Below are 14,927 nucleotides of genomic sequence, written 5' to 3'. Positions count from 1 at the left end.
GCCGGTGAAGTGCCGCCCGGGCAGGAACGACGTCTCCAGGAAGCCGTTGGCCCGCTCAACGAGGCCCTTCGACTCCGGATCCCGCGGCCGCAGAATCCGTATCCGGGTGCCCAGCATTCCGCGCAGCGCGGTGAACCCGGCAGTCAGCTTCGGCGATCCACCGCCGAAGCGGCCCACTCCGGACTCGTTGTCCCAGACCAGTTCCTTGGGCACCGCCCCGAGCTGGCGGATCACCGCCCACTGCCCCAGGACCAGATCCGCCGTGTTGCGGGTCGGGATCACCACCGCGCTCAGCCACCGCGAATACCCCGACACCATCACCGGCACCGGCGGCGAGTCCGCCTGCCCGAACCCCAACGGCACCCGCACCGGCGGGAACCACAGATCGCACTGCGCCCGCTCACCCGGCCCATACACCGGCCGCAGCGCCGCGACCCGTTCCTTGAGCACCGTCAACGACCGGGTCCACCCGATCCGCTCGGCGATCACCGTCGCCGGCATGTCCGGGAACTCCTTGAGCAGCGACCGGATCTGCGATTCGACCGCATCAACGATCGACCCGCGTGGCGCCCGCGCATACTTCGGTGGCTGCACCGACCGCACCGCGTTGCGCACCGTGTTGCGCGACAGATGCAACCGCCGCGCGATCGCCTTGATCGGCATCTGCTCTGACTGAAACCACAGGCGGGCGTACAGACGGTCGGCGGGCGAGTCGTGGAGCATGAACCTCCACGCAGACGCTGTACCCGCACGTCTGGCGGGTCGGCCCCAGCGGCGTTGGAGGGCCGGGAGGCGTCCAGGGCAACAAGCCCCGCCCGAAACGTGGACAGTCGCCCGCTGTTTCACGTGAAACACGCACGGGCGGCTTGATAGCCCTCCGACCCGCGTCCGGGAGGTCGCGGCGGAGCATGGTTTGCTTGACGTCATGGACGGTGCAGTGCCCAGCGAAATCCTCCCCGTCGCGGAGAAGGTCTTCGGCGATCGTCTCCCCGTGGCGCACCGGTTCGCGGAGCTCCTCGTGACCGATGGCGTCGTGCGCGGCCTCATTGGCCCCCGAGAGGCCCCGCGCATCTGGGAACGCCACCTCCTCAACTGCGCCGTTGTCGCCGATCTCATCCCGTCGGGTGCCACGGTCATCGACGTCGGATCCGGGGCCGGTCTGCCCGGTATGGTGCTGGCAGTGGCTCGTCCCGACCTGTCCGTCACCCTGGTCGAGCCGCTCGCACGACGTACCGCATTCCTTGCCGAAGCGGTGACGACCCTCGGGCTCGACCGGACCACGGTGGTCCGCGCCCGGGCCGAGGAGTGTGTCGGCAAGCTCCCGCTCGCCGACGTCGTCACCGCCCGGGCAGTCGCTCCGCTCGATCGGCTCGCCGGTTGGTGTCTCCCCCTCACCGCCTTGGGTGGCCGGCTGCTCGCGATGAAGGGTGCCTCCGCCTCGGCCGAGATCGCCGAGCACGCGGAGGCGCTCGTCCGGCTCGGTGCGGGGACTCCTTCGGTGCGCACGTGTGGGGATGCCCTCCTCGCCGAGCCCACCACCGTGGTCGAGATCGTGCGCGAGCGGGAAGTCGCGCGCCCCAAGAAGCAGTCCGGGGGGCGTCGCGGCCGGTGACCCGGGGGCGAACCGCGGCCCCGGGCAAGGGGGAACGCGGAGGCACTCATGGGGGACGGCAGGGCGGTCGGCATCGGTTGGCCGGTGTCACCGACACAGCAACTCGGCGGCCCGCTCCGCCGAGTTGACGGATTTCTGGTCTTTTGGCGCACCGGTCGGGGTGACAAGCCCAACGACGCGCCGGTCAGTCATGGCTCCGCCAGGCGAAGCGCCGTAGGCTGGCCCAGCGCCACTCTTCTGTCCGACGGAACGGGCCCTGAGAAGGCCGGCCTGGACGGAACGGATCCGAGCGGAACGCGCTCCAAGAGAGCGAGTGAAGACGGATTCGGTACCGACGGGACGGGTCTCGACGGGCTGAGCTCCGACCGGCGGGCTTCCGGCGGACCCGGTTCGGGTACCCAGACCTCAGGTACACCGGACTCCGGCCCTCCGAGCGCGCCGGCACCGGAGACCGCTCCATCGCGTCCGGCGGACGAGGCGGCCGAGGGTGCACATCTTTCCGAGCGGGACGGGACTGACATGGTGCGCGACAGCGGTGATAGTCCAGGCTACGGCGATGCAGACGGTCATGTTTCACGTGAAACGGGGATTGAGGGCTGGGGCGTCCGCCCCGCCGGACGAGCGGTGCCGCAGCCGCGTGCCGACGACGTCGAGGCGCCGAGGCCCGTCGAGCCGACACGAGGGCCGAAGCCGGGGCAACTCGAACCAGTGCAACTCGAGCCGGGACGCGTTCCCCAGGCCGGGCGCGAGCTCGAGCCGACACGCGGGGGCACGGTAGAGTTTAACGTCGCCGCACCCTCCGAGCGATCATCAACCGGTACGCTTTACGGCCGGGGAGTATCGCCAACGGTCGACGCTTCTCCGGCCGAGGTGAGGTCCGGACGACGGAACCCACCCTCCCCCCGGCCGCACCCGTCCGTCGTCACCGCGGATACCGAGGGCGCCATGACTGACGCGTACGTTTCACGTGAAACTGAAGATCCCCCGCTGGCACAGGAGGCAAAGCGCGCCGTGGAGATTCTCAACCCGAGCGGGGAGATAACGATGCCCCGTCCACCACGGCGCCGCACGATGTGTGTGGCCAATCAGAAGGGCGGCGTGGGCAAGACGACCACCGCGGTGAACATCGCCGTCGCCCTTGCGCTACACGGCAACCGCGTCTTGGTGATCGACCTCGACCCGCAGGGCAACGCCTCCACCGGACTCAACGTTCCCCACCATTCCGGCGTCCCGGACGTGTACGACTGCCTGATCGATGGCGCCCCGCTCAACGCGGTAACCCAACAGGTCGAGGGCATCCCGAACCTGTGGGCCGTACCGGCGACGATCGACCTCGCCGGGGCGGAGATCGAGCTCGTCTCGGTCGTCGCCCGCGAGTCGCGGCTCAAGCGCGCCATCGAGGCGGGCGGCAACAACTACGACTACATCTTCATCGACTGCCCGCCGTCGCTCGGCCTCCTGACGGTCAACGCGCTCGTGGCCGCCGAAGAGGTCCTCATCCCGATCCAGTGCGAGTACTACGCGCTCGAGGGCGTGCAGGCACTCACGAACAACATTGAGCTGGTCCGGTCCCACCTCAACCCGATGCTCGACATCACGACCGTGCTCCTGACGATGTACGACCGGCGCACGCGCCTGGCCGACCTCGTCGAGCAGGATGTGCGCAACCACTTCGGGGAGAAGTGCCTGAACGCCGTCATCCCTCGTAACGTGCGGGTGTCCGAGGCGCCGAGCTACAGCCAGTCGGTCATGACGTACGATCCAGGCTCCCGGGGTGCGATCAGCTATTTTGAGGCGGCGCGGGAGATCGCGCTGCGTGGCGCACAGGGTGCGCGGGTGGGAGGGGTCGCATGAAGTCCAACCGACGTGGAGGTCTCGGGCGGGGGCTCGGTGCCCTCATTCCCACCGCCGCCGCGCCGGTCGATGACGCGACCGGCGCCGCGACCGCGACCGCGCTCGCAACGCCGCCCGTACAGGTGGTCCCGAACGGCGTCGTCGCCGTCGAGCCGACGGTCGAGACGCTCGCCCCGGTGCCGGGCGCCCGCTTCGCCGAGATCCCGGTCAGCGCGATCATCCCGAACCCCAAGCAGCCGCGGCAGGTCTTCGACGATGAGGCGATCGAGGAACTGAAGACCTCGATCCAGGAGGTCGGCTTCCTCCAGCCCATCGTCGTACGCGAGCTGCGCGAGGGGGATGGCGAGAAGCAGTACGAGCTCGTGATGGGCGAGCGCCGCTGGCGGGCGGCCCAGGCGCTCGGCAGGGAGGTCATCCCGGCGATCGTCCGCGAGACGCGCGACGATGCGATGCTCCGCGACGCGCTCCTGGAGAACATCCACCGGGCCAACCTGAACCCGCTCGAGGAGGCAGCCGCATACCAGCAGCTGCTCGACGAGTTCGGCGCGACCCACGAGGATCTCGCCAAGCGTATCGGCCGCAGCCGGCCCCAGATCTCGAACACGATCCGCCTGCTGAACCTCCCGGCCCCGGTCCAGCGCCGGGTCGCGGCCGGCGTCCTCTCCGCGGGCCACGCCCGGGCGCTGCTCGGCCTCGACGACTCAGAGGAGCAGGAGTCGCTGGCGACCCGGATCGTGGCGGAGGGCCTGTCGGTGCGCGCCACCGAGGAGCTCGTCTCGCTCGCGATCTCGGAGGGCGGCTCGACCAAGAAGCAGACCTCCCCGCAGCGGCGTCCGAAGCCGCACGCGCCGGCGTTGTCCGATCTCGCCGACCGCCTCGCGGACCGGTTCGACACCCGAGTCAAGGTCGACATCGGCCGTCGCAAGGGCCGCATCACGATCGAGTTCGCGACGGTCGACGATCTTGAGCGGATCGTCGGCATCATCGGCGTGCCCGACGAGCCCTCGGCCGGTCAGCGCGAGCAATAGCGACGATCGACTGCGAATCGAGGGCCGGACCCGAGACGGGTTCGGCCCTCGACGTTTGCCAAGAGCGTCCAGGATGCCGGCTATCGCGGCGCAGTGGGTTCCGGTCACCCCGCCGAGCTCTAAACGCCCAAAACGGGCCGTTCGGAACTCGCGGGAGCGAAAGTCCGGGCAGATGCGAATCTTGAGAGAATGGCTCTCACGCAATTTTGTCCACAGGAGTTATCCACAGGCTCTCTCGTTTCACGTGAAACCACGCGCTACATTGACCGCGCCCCTGTGGATGAACGCAGGCCCAGGCCGAGCGCCGGGGAGTCAGTCGCCGACGGGCGACATCGTTCAGCCTGTGGATAACTCCCGATGTGGCGTCGGCTGTCCACAGGGTGCGGACACCAGGCCCCGATTCGGCTAGGGTCGGCTTCGTGCCTGAGATGCCAGCAAGCCCGGCCGCGCCCGGGACGCCCACCAATCCCGCGCACGCGTCGGCCCAGCGGTCGCCGCAGCCGTTGCCGGCCTTTACGTACTGGCCGACGTTCCCCTTCGAGGGCGACCTCCGAGTCAAGCGCCTCCTCGAGCCCGTGCCGGTCGAGCCGCCGCGCCACGGCGACAACCCTGCGGAGTGCCGGGCATGCGCGGCGCCCGATGAGGCCTACATTTGGGTGAGCGACCGCTGGCGGGTCCGCGCGCTCGATCGCCCCACGGGCCTGCCGGCCGTGCTGATCCTCGAGTCCCGTTCGCACCTCGACCTCGGCGACCTGCCGAACATGCTCGCCGCCGAGCTCGGCGTGATGACGGTCCGGCTCGAGCGCGCGATCCGCTCGCTCGACGGGGTCGCCCGGGTCCACGTGAACCGGTGGGGCGACGGCGCCGCGCACCTGCACGTGTGGTTCCTCGCCCGGCCACACGGGCGGCTTCAGCTCCAGGGCACATTCCTCGCGCTGTGGGACGACATCCTCCCGCCGATCCCCGAGGAGCGCTGGCGCGAAAACCTGGCGATGGTCGCGGCGTGGCTCGCCGAGTTCGGCGGCCAACCGCTCGCCGAGCCGCCGCGCATCAACTGGACCGCGCCGACGACGCTCGCCACGCGCAAACGCGACGACGCGCTCGAGCCGGCCGCGGCCGCCGAGGAGAACAACGACGTCGTGGTCCCGGAGCCGGCCGCGGGCAACGGCGCCGCGCCCGACGACGTTTCGAAAGAGCCGCGGGATGAACCCGGGCGCCACGGGTAGAACGAATCCCGGGGGTAGAAAGGAACGGGCACACACGGTGCGGGATCCCCGGCGCGAGGAGCTGTAGGCGGATGGGCTCCCGCAGTGGATCGTGAGTGCGTACCATCATGACGAGCTAATGCCAGGTGCGGTGGAGATGGGCCAATGTCGCGACGTCTCGTCAGTCTGACGCTCGACACTCTCGAGGATCTTCCTCGATCGTGCCGCGAATGCGTGTTCTGGGAACTCGACCCGGTCGCGGCCGACCGCGCCTGCGCCAACGGCGATCCGGGCCTGGAGAAGGAGGCCTGGGTCTCGCAGACGCTGCTCGAGTGGGGCTCGTGCGGCAAGCTCGTCTACGTCGACGGCATGCCGGCCGGTTTCGTGATGTTCGCCCCGCCGGCGTATGTGCCGCGCAGCATGGCATTCCCGACCTCGCCGGTTTCCCCTGACGCGGTACTGCTGATGACGGCACACGTCGTCCAGCCGTTCGCCGACGGCGGGCTCGGCCGGATGCTCGTCCAGGGCGTCGCCCGCGACCTCACCAAGCGCGGCGTGAAGGCGATCGAGGCTTTTGGCGACGCGAAGTTCGGCGAGGTCGACGAGGCGGGCCGCAACGAGCGCGGCTGCCTGGCGCCGGCCGACTTCTTCTTGTCGATCGGCTTCAAGACGGTGCGGCCGCACCCCCGCTATCCGCGGCTGCGTCTCGAACTGCGCACGGCCCTGTCGTGGAAGTCCGACGTCGAGTACGCGCTCGAGAAGCTCCTCGGCTCGATGAGTCCGGAGTCGCTGCTCCGCCCGGTTCTCCCGGTTCGTCCGGCAACGCGCGAGATGACCTCGAGCTGAGGCGCGCGGGCGGCGTCACCGTAGAGGTCGCGCCACCGTAAAACCGGATCAGGCGGTGGGTGCCGGGGACGAAGTCGTCAGTGCCCGCAGGAGGCTGACGTCGATCGAGCCCGTCGGCACGTCCGCCTCGACCGGCAGATACATCCGCTGCACCGCGGCCATGATGGCCTCCACGACCCGGTCGCGAAACGCCGGGTCGATGAGCTGCTGCCGGTCGGAGGGCGAGGTCAGGTAGCCGACGTCGACCCGCACCGCCGGCATCTTGGTGAGCCGCAGCAGCTCCCACGTCTTCGCGTGCGTGTGGCAGTCCCGCAGCCCGGTGCGCACCACGATCTCGCGCTGGACGAGCCCGGCGAGGCGCTCGCCGACGACCGAGGTCGGGCCGGTGACGGACCCGTAGTGGTATGTGGCCACGCCGTCCGCGGCCGGGCTGCGATGCCCGTCGAGGTGGATGGAGATGAGGAGGTCGGCGCCGAGATCGTTGGCGAGCTGCACCCGGTCACGATCGCTCAGGACGTTGACGGGCTGCGGGCCCCTGGTGAGGTTCACCCGCATCCCCGCGGCCGCCAGGCGGCCCTCCAGGCGGGCCGCAAGGTCGTACACGAGGTCGGCCTCCACCCACCGGAGCGGGCCGTCAGGGACCACGTGGCCGGCCTCAGGGCCGCCGTGGCCGGGGTCGATCACGATGCGCTTGCCGAGCAGCGTCGGGCCGGACTCGCGGAATGCCTCGGCCTCGCGAAGGAGCTGCGGACGCCCGCCGATGACCTTGCGGCCGAGCCGGCGCAGCGCGCCGACAGTGGCCGGCCCGCATTCGCCGTCGGGGCGCAGTCCGACCTCGCGCTGGAACTGGGCGACGGCGTGCGCGGTGAGCCCGCCGTAGATGCCGTCGGCGCGGCCGGGGTTGTACCCCATCTCGAGGAGGCGTTCCTGCAGCTGACGCACGTCGTCGCCGATGTAGGGGTCGGCGACGGTGTGGAAGAGCGCGCGCTGACCGAGCCGCCACCGGGCCGCGTCGAGCGCCCGCCAGGTCTCGTCGCTCACCTCGCCGTCGACGGTCAGGCCGCGGCTCTGCTGGAAGGCGCGCACGGCCCGCTCGACGTCCGCGTCGTACTCGGGGTAGCCCGCGGTCGGATCCGAGGGCAGGAGGTCCTCCAGCAGCTCCAGCACGACAAGAATGCCGCGGATCTCGGCTACCGCCGCTCCCCGCGCCCCGCGCCGGATTGCCCGCATATGGTCCTCCTGAAAAGCCTGTGGCCCCGCGACGGAAATCGTACGTGCCCGGCCGAGCACGCCGTAATGGGGCGAATTACCCAGGCGGCGCCACGCCCGCGAGGCAGCGTACTCTCCCGCGACCCCACCGGCGCGCCCAAAGCAAGGCGGGCCGAGCCGAAACACCGACAGCGCCCCTGCCCAGGCAGGCGCGACCCACACCAACGAATCGCCCCGCCTCCGCGAGCTTCGGGAGACGGGGCGTGCGTCCGGGCGAGCGCTCAGGCCGGGTCGAGCGCTGACTCGATCAGACGTACCAGCGCGCTCTTGGGGTTGGCCCCGACGACCGACCGGAACGGCTCGCCGCCCTTGAACACGGTCAGTGTGGGCACCGAGAGGACCTGGTAGGCACGCGCGGTCTCGGGGTTGCTGTCGATGTCGACCTTGACGATCTTCACCTTGTCGGCGAGCTCGCCGGCGGCGATCTCGTTCAACATGGTCTCGATCTTGCGGCACGGCTGGCACCATTCCGCCCAGAAATCCACCAGAACCGGAATATCCGATTTGAGGACATCGACCTCGAAAGTCTTGTCGCTGACGGGCTGGATGGCTCCCATGCGCTCTCCTTCTCTCAAGCTTTCGATAACCGCTGCTTACAGCGCCGCGATGAACCGCTCGGCGTCGAGGGCCGCGGCGCAACCGGTGCCGGCGGCGGTGATCGCCTGCCGGTACGTGTGGTCGACGACATCGCCTGCGGCGAACACGCCCTCGATGTTGGTGCGGGTGCTCGGCGCGGCCACCTTCACGTAGCCCTCGTCGTCGAGTTCCACCTGACTACGGAACAGCTCGCTGCGCGGGTCATGGCCGATCGCCACGAACACGCCGGCCACCGGAAGTTCGGTCTCCTCACCGCTGACGACGTTCTTGACCCGCACGCCGCCGACGCGGCCGCCGCCGTCCACGACCTCCGTGACGACGCTGTTCCAGAGGACTTCGATTTTCTCGTTCGCCAGCGCGCGTTCGGCCATGATCTTGCTGGCCCGGAACTCGTCGCGGCGGTGGATGATGGTGACCTTGGTGGCGAACCGGGTGAGGAAGGTCGCCTCCTCCATGGCGGAGTCGCCGCCACCGACCACGACGATCCGCTCGTTGCGGAAGAAGAAGCCGTCACAGGTCGCGCAGGAGGACACGCCGCGGCCGAGCAGCTCCTGCTCGCCAGGGACCTGCAGCGGGCGCCAGGCCGAGCCGGTGGCCAGGATGACGGCCTTGGCGCGATACTCGGTCTCGCCGACCCACACGCTCTTCACCGGGCCCTCCAGGGCCACGCGGGTCGCGTCGTCGGTGATGAACTCGGCGCCGAAGCGCTCCGCCTGCTTGCGCATGCTGTCCATGAGCTCGGGCCCGTTGATGCCGTCCGGGAAACCTGGGAAGTTTTCCACCTCGGTGGTGGTCACCAGGGCCCCACCGGAGGTGACCCCCTCGATCACCAGCGGCTTGAGGTTGGCACGGGCGGCATAGACCGCAGCCGTATACCCGGCGGGACCGGATCCCACGATGATCAGGTTGCGGACCTCGTCCACGGTCACTCCTCGAATTTCAGCCAGTGCCAGCAAAACGTCATCCTACGAAGCGGCCATTCCCGTTGGGCTGTGACTCGTGTGCCACATCACCGCTACGGGGCGGTGGTCCGATACCGCTCGTCGGCGATGGCGCCCCCGACGCCGCAGTCGGGCCCGACCACGACGATCAGCCGCTTGCCGCCCCCGACCCGTGTGCCGTCGACGACGACCACGAGCGCTGCCTGGCCCTCGAACGCGGCGTAGTCGACCAGCGACACCTGACCACCGTATTCCTTGGTGATCGCGGTGAGGCAGGCGGCCCGGGCGGCGGGCGCGCTCAGCCGGGCCAGCGGGCTCGGCACGCCCGTAGGCGCGCCTGCCTCGATCGACGCGGTGCCGGCGGCGCCCTCGCCCCGCACGTCGCTTTTGCCGCTATTGCGTACGTCGGGGCCGGGCTGGCCGCCTGCGAGCTGGCCGAGCTGGCCGCGCCCATAGTCCCGGCCGCTGCTGATCACGGGCGAGTTGCCGGCCATGTAGCCGCCCGCCCCGGAGCTCGATCGGGTCTGGCCGCCGTCGGGCGCGTCGGCGCGGTCCGGCACCGCCGACGTGGTGCTGTCCAGGCTCGCGGTGCCCGTCCGGATCGCCTGCACACCCACGCCGCCGCAGACGATCACCGCGGCCGCCGTGGCGAGCCCGATGGTCCAGCGTGCCCGGCGCCGTCTGCGCGCCTCCCGCGCCCGGGCCAGATCAACCACCGGGGCGTCCGCCGGGGGCGCGGTGCTCGCCCCGGCCAGGGCCGCGTCCAGCCGCTGTTGCACGTCCAGCGGTACCGCCGGAGCTTCGGCGCCCAGCGCGTGCAGCTCGTCGCGCATGGCGGCGTCGGCGGTCACGAGCATCGCGTACGCCTCGGCCCAGCTCGTGTCGGTGCTCACCAGGTGGCGTACGTCGTCCGCCTCCGGGGTGCCGTCAAGCGCCCCGCCGACGAAGTCGGCGAGCCGGTCGAGGTCGGCTTCGGAGAAGGCCGTCACGCGCCACCCTCCTTTCCGGACGCGGATGGGACGTCGCCGGCGACATCGGTCGCTGCTTCGGCCCGGACCTCGGCAGCGGCCCGGACCTCAGATGGCCGGACGTCAGATGGGACGCGGCCGCCGTCGACCGGGTTCCGTAGATGGCCGAGGAGCACCGCCAGGCGGGCCCGGCCGCGCGCGCACCTGCTCTTGATGGTGCCCTCCGCGACGCCGAGTATCACCGCCGCCTCGGCGACCCCGTAGCCCTGCACGTCGACCAGGACAAGCGCGGCGCGCTGGTCGGCCGGGATCTGTCGCAGCGCCTGCCGTACGTCCATCGCGGTGTCGCGGTCGGTGGCCGGCGCCGGTGTGACGTCGGTCTCGGGCAGCGGTACCGTCGGGCGGGCCTGCCGCCGCCGGATGCGGTCCAGGCAGGCGTTCACCACGATCCGATGCAGCCAGGTGGTGACGGCCGAGTCGCCCCGGAAGCCGCCCGCCGCCCGGAACGCCGACAGCAGCGCGTCCTGCAGGGCGTCGGCGGCCTCCTCGCGATCGCCGAGCGTGCGCAGGGCGACGGCCCACAGCCGGTCTCGATGGCGCCGCACCAGTTCGGCGAACGCGTTCGGATCGCCCGTGGCGTGGGCGCGCAGCAGCCATGCGTCGTCGCGCACCTCGCGCGCGCCCGGCTCGGCAACGTCCACGGCACGCACCCTATCGACCAGCGCCGGTCCGCGGGGTCACTGCACGCGGACGGTTATCTCTCCGATAGCCACCCGGTATTTGCCGGTGTTGTCCTTCGGCAGTTTCGTGATCCACACGAGCAGGTAGCGCGTCTTCTGCTCCGGCCCGTTGAAGAGAGTCGTGGCGCTCATGCCCTGCCGCGGCTCGCCGACCACCGTGTATTGCGCCATGGTCGCCGCGTCCTGCGAGCTGCCGCTGCCGAGGTCGGCGGTGCCGGTGCGCAACTCGCCGTCCGCGCCCGGCGTCTGCAGCACGACCTGCACCGAGATGACCTTCTTCTCCTCGCCGAGGTCGATCCACACGCCCATGCCCGGCTTCTGGCCGCCGAAGTCGGCCTTGTTGTATCGCTCGGTCTTCCACACCGTGCTGGGATCCCCGTCCACGGTGTTGCCCGCGTCCTTGACCTCGGAGCGGGTGCCCGGCGGGGGGTCGACGATGCGCACCTTGCTCGGGTCGATCTTCAGCTCGGTCGGCTGCCCGGGCGGCTGGGCCTGCTGCGAGGCAGTCGTCCCCGACGTCGTGGGGGCCGGCGTTTCCGGCATGGCCGGGTCGCCAAGCACCCGCGCCGCGGCCAGCGTGCCGGCCAGCGCGAGCACCAGCAGCCCGACGACGCCGATGGCCAGCTTGCGCCCGGCCGGCTTCGGCTGGACGGTGGACGCGGCCGCGGAGTCGAAGGCGTCGAAGTCGACGCGCCCGCTCTCCCCGCCCGCCATCTCCTCTTCCTCAAGGCCGCCGAACGACGCGAGCTCACCCGCGAGCGACTCGGCCGAGGGCAGCGGAAGGTCAGCGTTGAGCAGGTCGGCGACCAGCGAGTCCAGGTTTGCCGGAACGCCGGCACGCACCTGCCGCGGCGTCTGCAGCGCGCCGGAGGAGTCGCGAACGCCGTCGGGCACCGAGTAGGAGCCGGCCTCCGCGTGGGGCCAGTACCCGGTCAGCGCGCAGTACACGATCGCGCCGATCGCCCGGACGTCGGCCTCGGGCGTCGCCCCGTCGTCGGCCCGCGCGTCGGTGAGGACCACCCGCCCGTCGTTCGCGACCAGGACGGTCCCGGGGTGCACGTTGCCGTGCGCCATCCCTGTCCCGTGCAGTGCCGCGACGGCGTCGGTGACGGCCCACGCGATGGCGACCGACCGCCCGGCGTCCAGCGGCCCGGACGCGACGATGTCGCGCAGCGCGATGCCGTCCACCCATTCGCGCACAACGTAGGCACGGTGGCCCTCGTCGATCGCGTCATACACGCCGACCAGGTGCGGATGGACGAGGCGGCTGGCGGCGACCGCGGCGGCCAGCATCTCCTTGGCGCTCTCCCCGCCGGGGTGGCGCAGGACCACCGCCACTGGGCGGCGCAGGATGACGTCGATGCCGCGATACAGCTGACGGCCCAGCGAGTCGTTGCCGATGTGCTCTTCGAGCTGGTATCGCTCGGCAAGGATTTCACCGACGGATGGGGTGCCGAAGGTCAGGACCTGGGGGGTGCCCCCCGAAGCCTCAAGCCCTTCGTCGAGCTCAGCCACCCGTCCTCCCTTCCGATCCGTGTGCCGACCTGTGGCGTCTGTCGTAACGCGAGTCGCAGTCACTAAGCCTAAGCGCTTCGGCACGGCGCCGGGGTTGACCTTACCTGTCGCCAGTTCGGTCTCCGACACGTCATCATCTCCGGACCACCCTGCGCGAGGCCAATTGATCACCCATGCAGGACATCACCGTCATTTGCCTCTAACCGACTCTTCACCGAATCGTCGCAGTCCCCCCGCCACGGACCGCGCCGGCCCAGCGGCCCCGCCGGCCGGGCCGGTGGCCAGTCCCTGCGCCCGGCCTGACGGCGCGAGGTCGGCCACGCAGCGGGGACACGGTCAGCGACCCAGTCGCGACCGCACCATGCCCGCGAACTGCCGGACCTCCGGGACCTTCAGGAACATGGCGCCCGCCGCGTATCCGGCCAGCAGCACCGCGCTGCCGACCAGCAGTTGCACAATGCCCTGCAGCTTGCCCGGATCGATGATCTGGCCGATCACCCACGAGGCCCCCAGCGCGAGCAGGCCGCCGGCGGCCGCCGCCACCCCGAGACGGATGAGGGTGTCCAGCAGCTGGCGCAGGCCCAGGCGGCCCAGGCGGCGGCGCAGGAGCACGTAGCCGACGATGAGCGCCACGACGTAGGAGAGGGCTGTGCCCACCATCAGCGAGGTCGTCACCACCGCGACCGGCAGGACGAAGTAGAAGGCGATGTCCAGCGCCAGGCGGACGGCCACGCCGCCGATGTTGACCAGGGCCGGCGTTTTCGTGTCGCGCAGCGCGTAGAACACGCTCGTCTGCAACTGGCTCAGCGCGAACGGCACCAGACCCAGGCCGGCCGCGGCGATCACCGAGCCCGTCGCGATCGCCTGGTCGTAGTCGTAGCTGCCCCCTTTGAACAGCGCCACGCCGAGCGGGCGGCCGAGAACCACGTAGATCGCGGCGGTGGGGACGAGGATCACCGAGGCGAGCCGGCTGCCTTGGGCAAGCCGGTCGGTCACGTCGCTGAACCGGCCGTCGGCCGCGGCGGCGGAGATGCGCGGCATGATCGCGGTGATGACGGACACGGCGGCGATGCCGTGGGCCATCATGAAGATCAGGAAGGCGTTGTTGAACACGGCCGGGCCGTCGCCGCCGTTGAGTTCGTTGCTCTTGGCCAGGGCCATGACGACGGTGATGCCGAGCTGATTCACCCCGACATAGAGCAGCATCCAGGAACTGAGCCTGGCCAGCTCGCGCAGGTGAAGCTTGCGGAAGTCGAAGCGCCACTTCCAGCGGAAGCCGGTCTTGCGCAGCGCGGGCCACAGACCGGCAGTTTGCACGATGATGCCGAGCGTGGTGCCGAGGCCGAGGACCAGTATCTGGGTGAGGCTGATCGTCTCGGGGGTCGGCGGCTTACCGCCGGGGACCAGCATGAACACGCCGGCTGTGACGATGATGACGGCGTTGTTGAGGATCGGCGTCCACATCGGGGCGGCGAAGTGGCCACGCACGTTGAGGATCGCGGCGAAGATGCCGGCCATGCCGTAGAAGAAGATCTCCGGCAGCAGCAGGTAGGCCAGCACGGTGATCAGGTGACGGTCGGCCGCCGTCACCTTGTCGCTGCCGAGCGTGTAGACGGCGGTGATCAGCGGCGCGGCGATCACGACGATGACGGTGGCCGCGCCGAGCGCGACCGCGGCCAGGGTGACCAGCCGCTGGGCGTGCGCCTGGCCGCCGTCCGACTCCTCCTTGCGGGCCCGGACCAGGGTCGGGATGAGCACGCTGGCCAGCACACCGCCGAGCAGCAGCTCGTAGACCTGGTTGGGCAGGTTGTTGGCGAGCGTGTAGTCACCGCCGACGAGCCGGCCGCCGATGGCCGCCGCGATCGCCGCCGTCCGTATGAAGCCGGTCGCCCGGCTGACCAGACTGAGGATCGCCATCGTGCTGCTGTTGCGCACGACGGTGCCGGTGCTGTCGTCGTCGGCCGCGGTCGGCGGGGCGGCCTCCTCCACGACCGGCGCGTCGACGACCACCTGCGGGCGCGGGGCGACCAGCGGCAGGGCGACGGTGGGCGCGTTGGCCGGGTCGACCGTCATGCCCTCCGGCCGCCGGCCGACGTGCAGCCGGACGGGCTGACCGAGGTCAGCAGGGAGCGGTGCGGGCGAGCGCGGCTCGGGGGCCGGCGGCAGCACCTCGGTCGGCTCATCAGGGGCGCGATGGGCGCCGCCGGTCGGGCGCCGCTGGACGGTGGGCCCGTTGTTCCAGCCCCCGTGCTGTGCCGGGTCCGTTCCCGGATCCATTCGCCACACCTCGACTCGGCCGTGCTTCCGCTCGCAGCACAGACCATAGTGGCACCCACCGACACTTCGGAGGCA

Annotated in this window: 13 protein-coding genes; 5 read left to right on the top strand and 8 right to left on the bottom strand. The window is 70.7% G+C overall.

What is annotated here, in order from left to right:
- Positions 1-723: transposase (locus ABT297_RS08275; protein WP_502885525.1), on the bottom strand; the 723-nt coding region annotated here is incomplete at its 3' end.
- A 202-nt stretch (positions 724-925) separates the two neighbouring features.
- Between ABT297_RS08275 and rsmG the strand changes: the two genes are divergently transcribed.
- The 5 genes from rsmG to ABT297_RS08250 all read left to right on the top strand — a co-directional run bounded on the left by rsmG (position 926) and on the right by ABT297_RS08250 (position 6,545).
- Entirely contained in the window at positions 926-1,612 is a 687-nt protein-coding gene (rsmG, locus tag ABT297_RS08270) for a 16S rRNA (guanine(527)-N(7))-methyltransferase RsmG (RefSeq protein ID WP_350546143.1), read from the top strand.
- A 1,044-nt stretch (positions 1,613-2,656) separates the two neighbouring features.
- Positions 2,657-3,466 carry a ParA family protein gene (locus ABT297_RS08265; RefSeq protein WP_502885524.1) on the top strand — a complete coding sequence of 270 codons (810 nt, stop codon included), beginning with the start codon at positions 2,657-2,659 and terminating at the stop codon, positions 3,464-3,466.
- Complete coding sequence (locus tag ABT297_RS08260) at positions 3,463-4,494, top strand: ParB/RepB/Spo0J family partition protein (protein ID WP_350546140.1); 1,032 nt, start codon at positions 3,463-3,465, stop codon at positions 4,492-4,494. The genes ABT297_RS08265 and ABT297_RS08260 overlap by 4 nt, the downstream gene beginning before the upstream one ends.
- A gap of 503 nt (positions 4,495-4,997) precedes the next feature.
- Positions 4,998-5,720: a hypothetical protein gene (locus ABT297_RS08255; protein ID WP_502885529.1), complete on the top strand. Its 723-nt coding sequence runs from the start codon at positions 4,998-5,000 to the stop codon at positions 5,718-5,720.
- Between the two features lie 144 nt (positions 5,721-5,864).
- Entirely contained in the window at positions 5,865-6,545 is a 681-nt protein-coding gene (locus ABT297_RS08250) for a GNAT family N-acetyltransferase (RefSeq protein ID WP_350546138.1), read from the top strand.
- A 48-nt stretch (positions 6,546-6,593) separates the two neighbouring features.
- Here the strand turns inward: ABT297_RS08250 and ABT297_RS08245 are convergent, their stop codons facing one another.
- The 7 genes from ABT297_RS08245 to murJ form a co-directional block, all read right to left on the bottom strand.
- The gene (locus tag ABT297_RS08245) at positions 6,594-7,775 is read right to left on the bottom strand and encodes an N-acetylmuramoyl-L-alanine amidase (protein ID WP_350546135.1); all 1,182 of its coding nucleotides are present in this window, start codon (positions 7,773-7,775) and stop codon (positions 6,594-6,596) included.
- A gap of 260 nt (positions 7,776-8,035) precedes the next feature.
- A complete protein-coding gene (gene trxA, locus ABT297_RS08240; RefSeq protein ID WP_345120626.1) occupies positions 8,036-8,371 on the bottom strand; it encodes a thioredoxin in 336 nt (111 codons plus the stop codon).
- 36 nt (positions 8,372-8,407) lie between these two features.
- On the bottom strand, positions 8,408-9,334 hold the full coding sequence (gene trxB, locus ABT297_RS08235; RefSeq protein WP_350546132.1) for a thioredoxin-disulfide reductase: 927 nt from the start codon (positions 9,332-9,334) through the stop codon (positions 8,408-8,410).
- A 92-nt stretch (positions 9,335-9,426) separates the two neighbouring features.
- Positions 9,427-10,341, bottom strand: a complete 915-nt coding sequence (locus ABT297_RS08230; RefSeq protein ID WP_350546130.1) for an RsmA family anti-sigma factor — start codon at positions 10,339-10,341, stop codon at positions 9,427-9,429.
- Positions 10,338-11,030 (bottom strand): RNA polymerase sigma factor SigM, encoded by a 693-nt coding sequence (gene sigM / locus ABT297_RS08225; protein WP_350546126.1) that lies wholly within the window; start codon positions 11,028-11,030, stop codon positions 10,338-10,340. The genes ABT297_RS08230 and sigM overlap by 4 nt, the downstream gene beginning before the upstream one ends.
- Before the next feature lie 27 nt (positions 11,031-11,057).
- Entirely contained in the window at positions 11,058-12,575 is a 1,518-nt protein-coding gene (locus tag ABT297_RS08220) for a protein kinase family protein (protein WP_350546123.1), read from the bottom strand.
- Between the two features lie 336 nt (positions 12,576-12,911).
- Positions 12,912-14,852 carry a murein biosynthesis integral membrane protein MurJ gene (gene murJ, locus ABT297_RS08215; protein WP_350546121.1) on the bottom strand — a complete coding sequence of 647 codons (1,941 nt, stop codon included), beginning with the start codon at positions 14,850-14,852 and terminating at the stop codon, positions 12,912-12,914.
- Positions 14,853-14,927 lie beyond the last annotated feature (75 nt).

It is taken from the genome of Dactylosporangium sp. NPDC000555 (genome assembly GCF_040300025.1).
In the GTDB taxonomy this organism is placed as follows: Bacteria; Actinomycetota; Actinomycetes; order Mycobacteriales; family Micromonosporaceae; genus Dactylosporangium.
Note: the sequence above shows the minus strand (reverse complement) of the source record. Positions and strands in the feature narration are given on the sequence as shown.

What these genes read in the sequence shown, in the direction of transcription:
- ABT297_RS08250 (WP_350546138.1), top strand. Translation starts at nt 5,865, where the DNA reads ATGTCGCGACGTCTCGTCAGTCTGACGCTCGACACTCTCGAGGATCTT.
- murJ (WP_350546121.1), bottom strand. Translation starts at nt 14,852, where the DNA reads ATGGATCCGGGAACGGACCCGGCACAGCACGGGGGCTGGAACAACGGG.
- ABT297_RS08260 (WP_350546140.1), top strand. Translation starts at nt 3,463, where the DNA reads ATGAAGTCCAACCGACGTGGAGGTCTCGGGCGGGGGCTCGGTGCCCTC.
- rsmG (WP_350546143.1), top strand. Translation starts at nt 926, where the DNA reads ATGGACGGTGCAGTGCCCAGCGAAATCCTCCCCGTCGCGGAGAAGGTC.
- ABT297_RS08265 (WP_502885524.1), top strand. Translation starts at nt 2,657, where the DNA reads ATGCCCCGTCCACCACGGCGCCGCACGATGTGTGTGGCCAATCAGAAG.
- trxA (WP_345120626.1), bottom strand. Translation starts at nt 8,371, where the DNA reads ATGGGAGCCATCCAGCCCGTCAGCGACAAGACTTTCGAGGTCGATGTC.
- ABT297_RS08245 (WP_350546135.1), bottom strand. Translation starts at nt 7,775, where the DNA reads ATGCGGGCAATCCGGCGCGGGGCGCGGGGAGCGGCGGTAGCCGAGATC.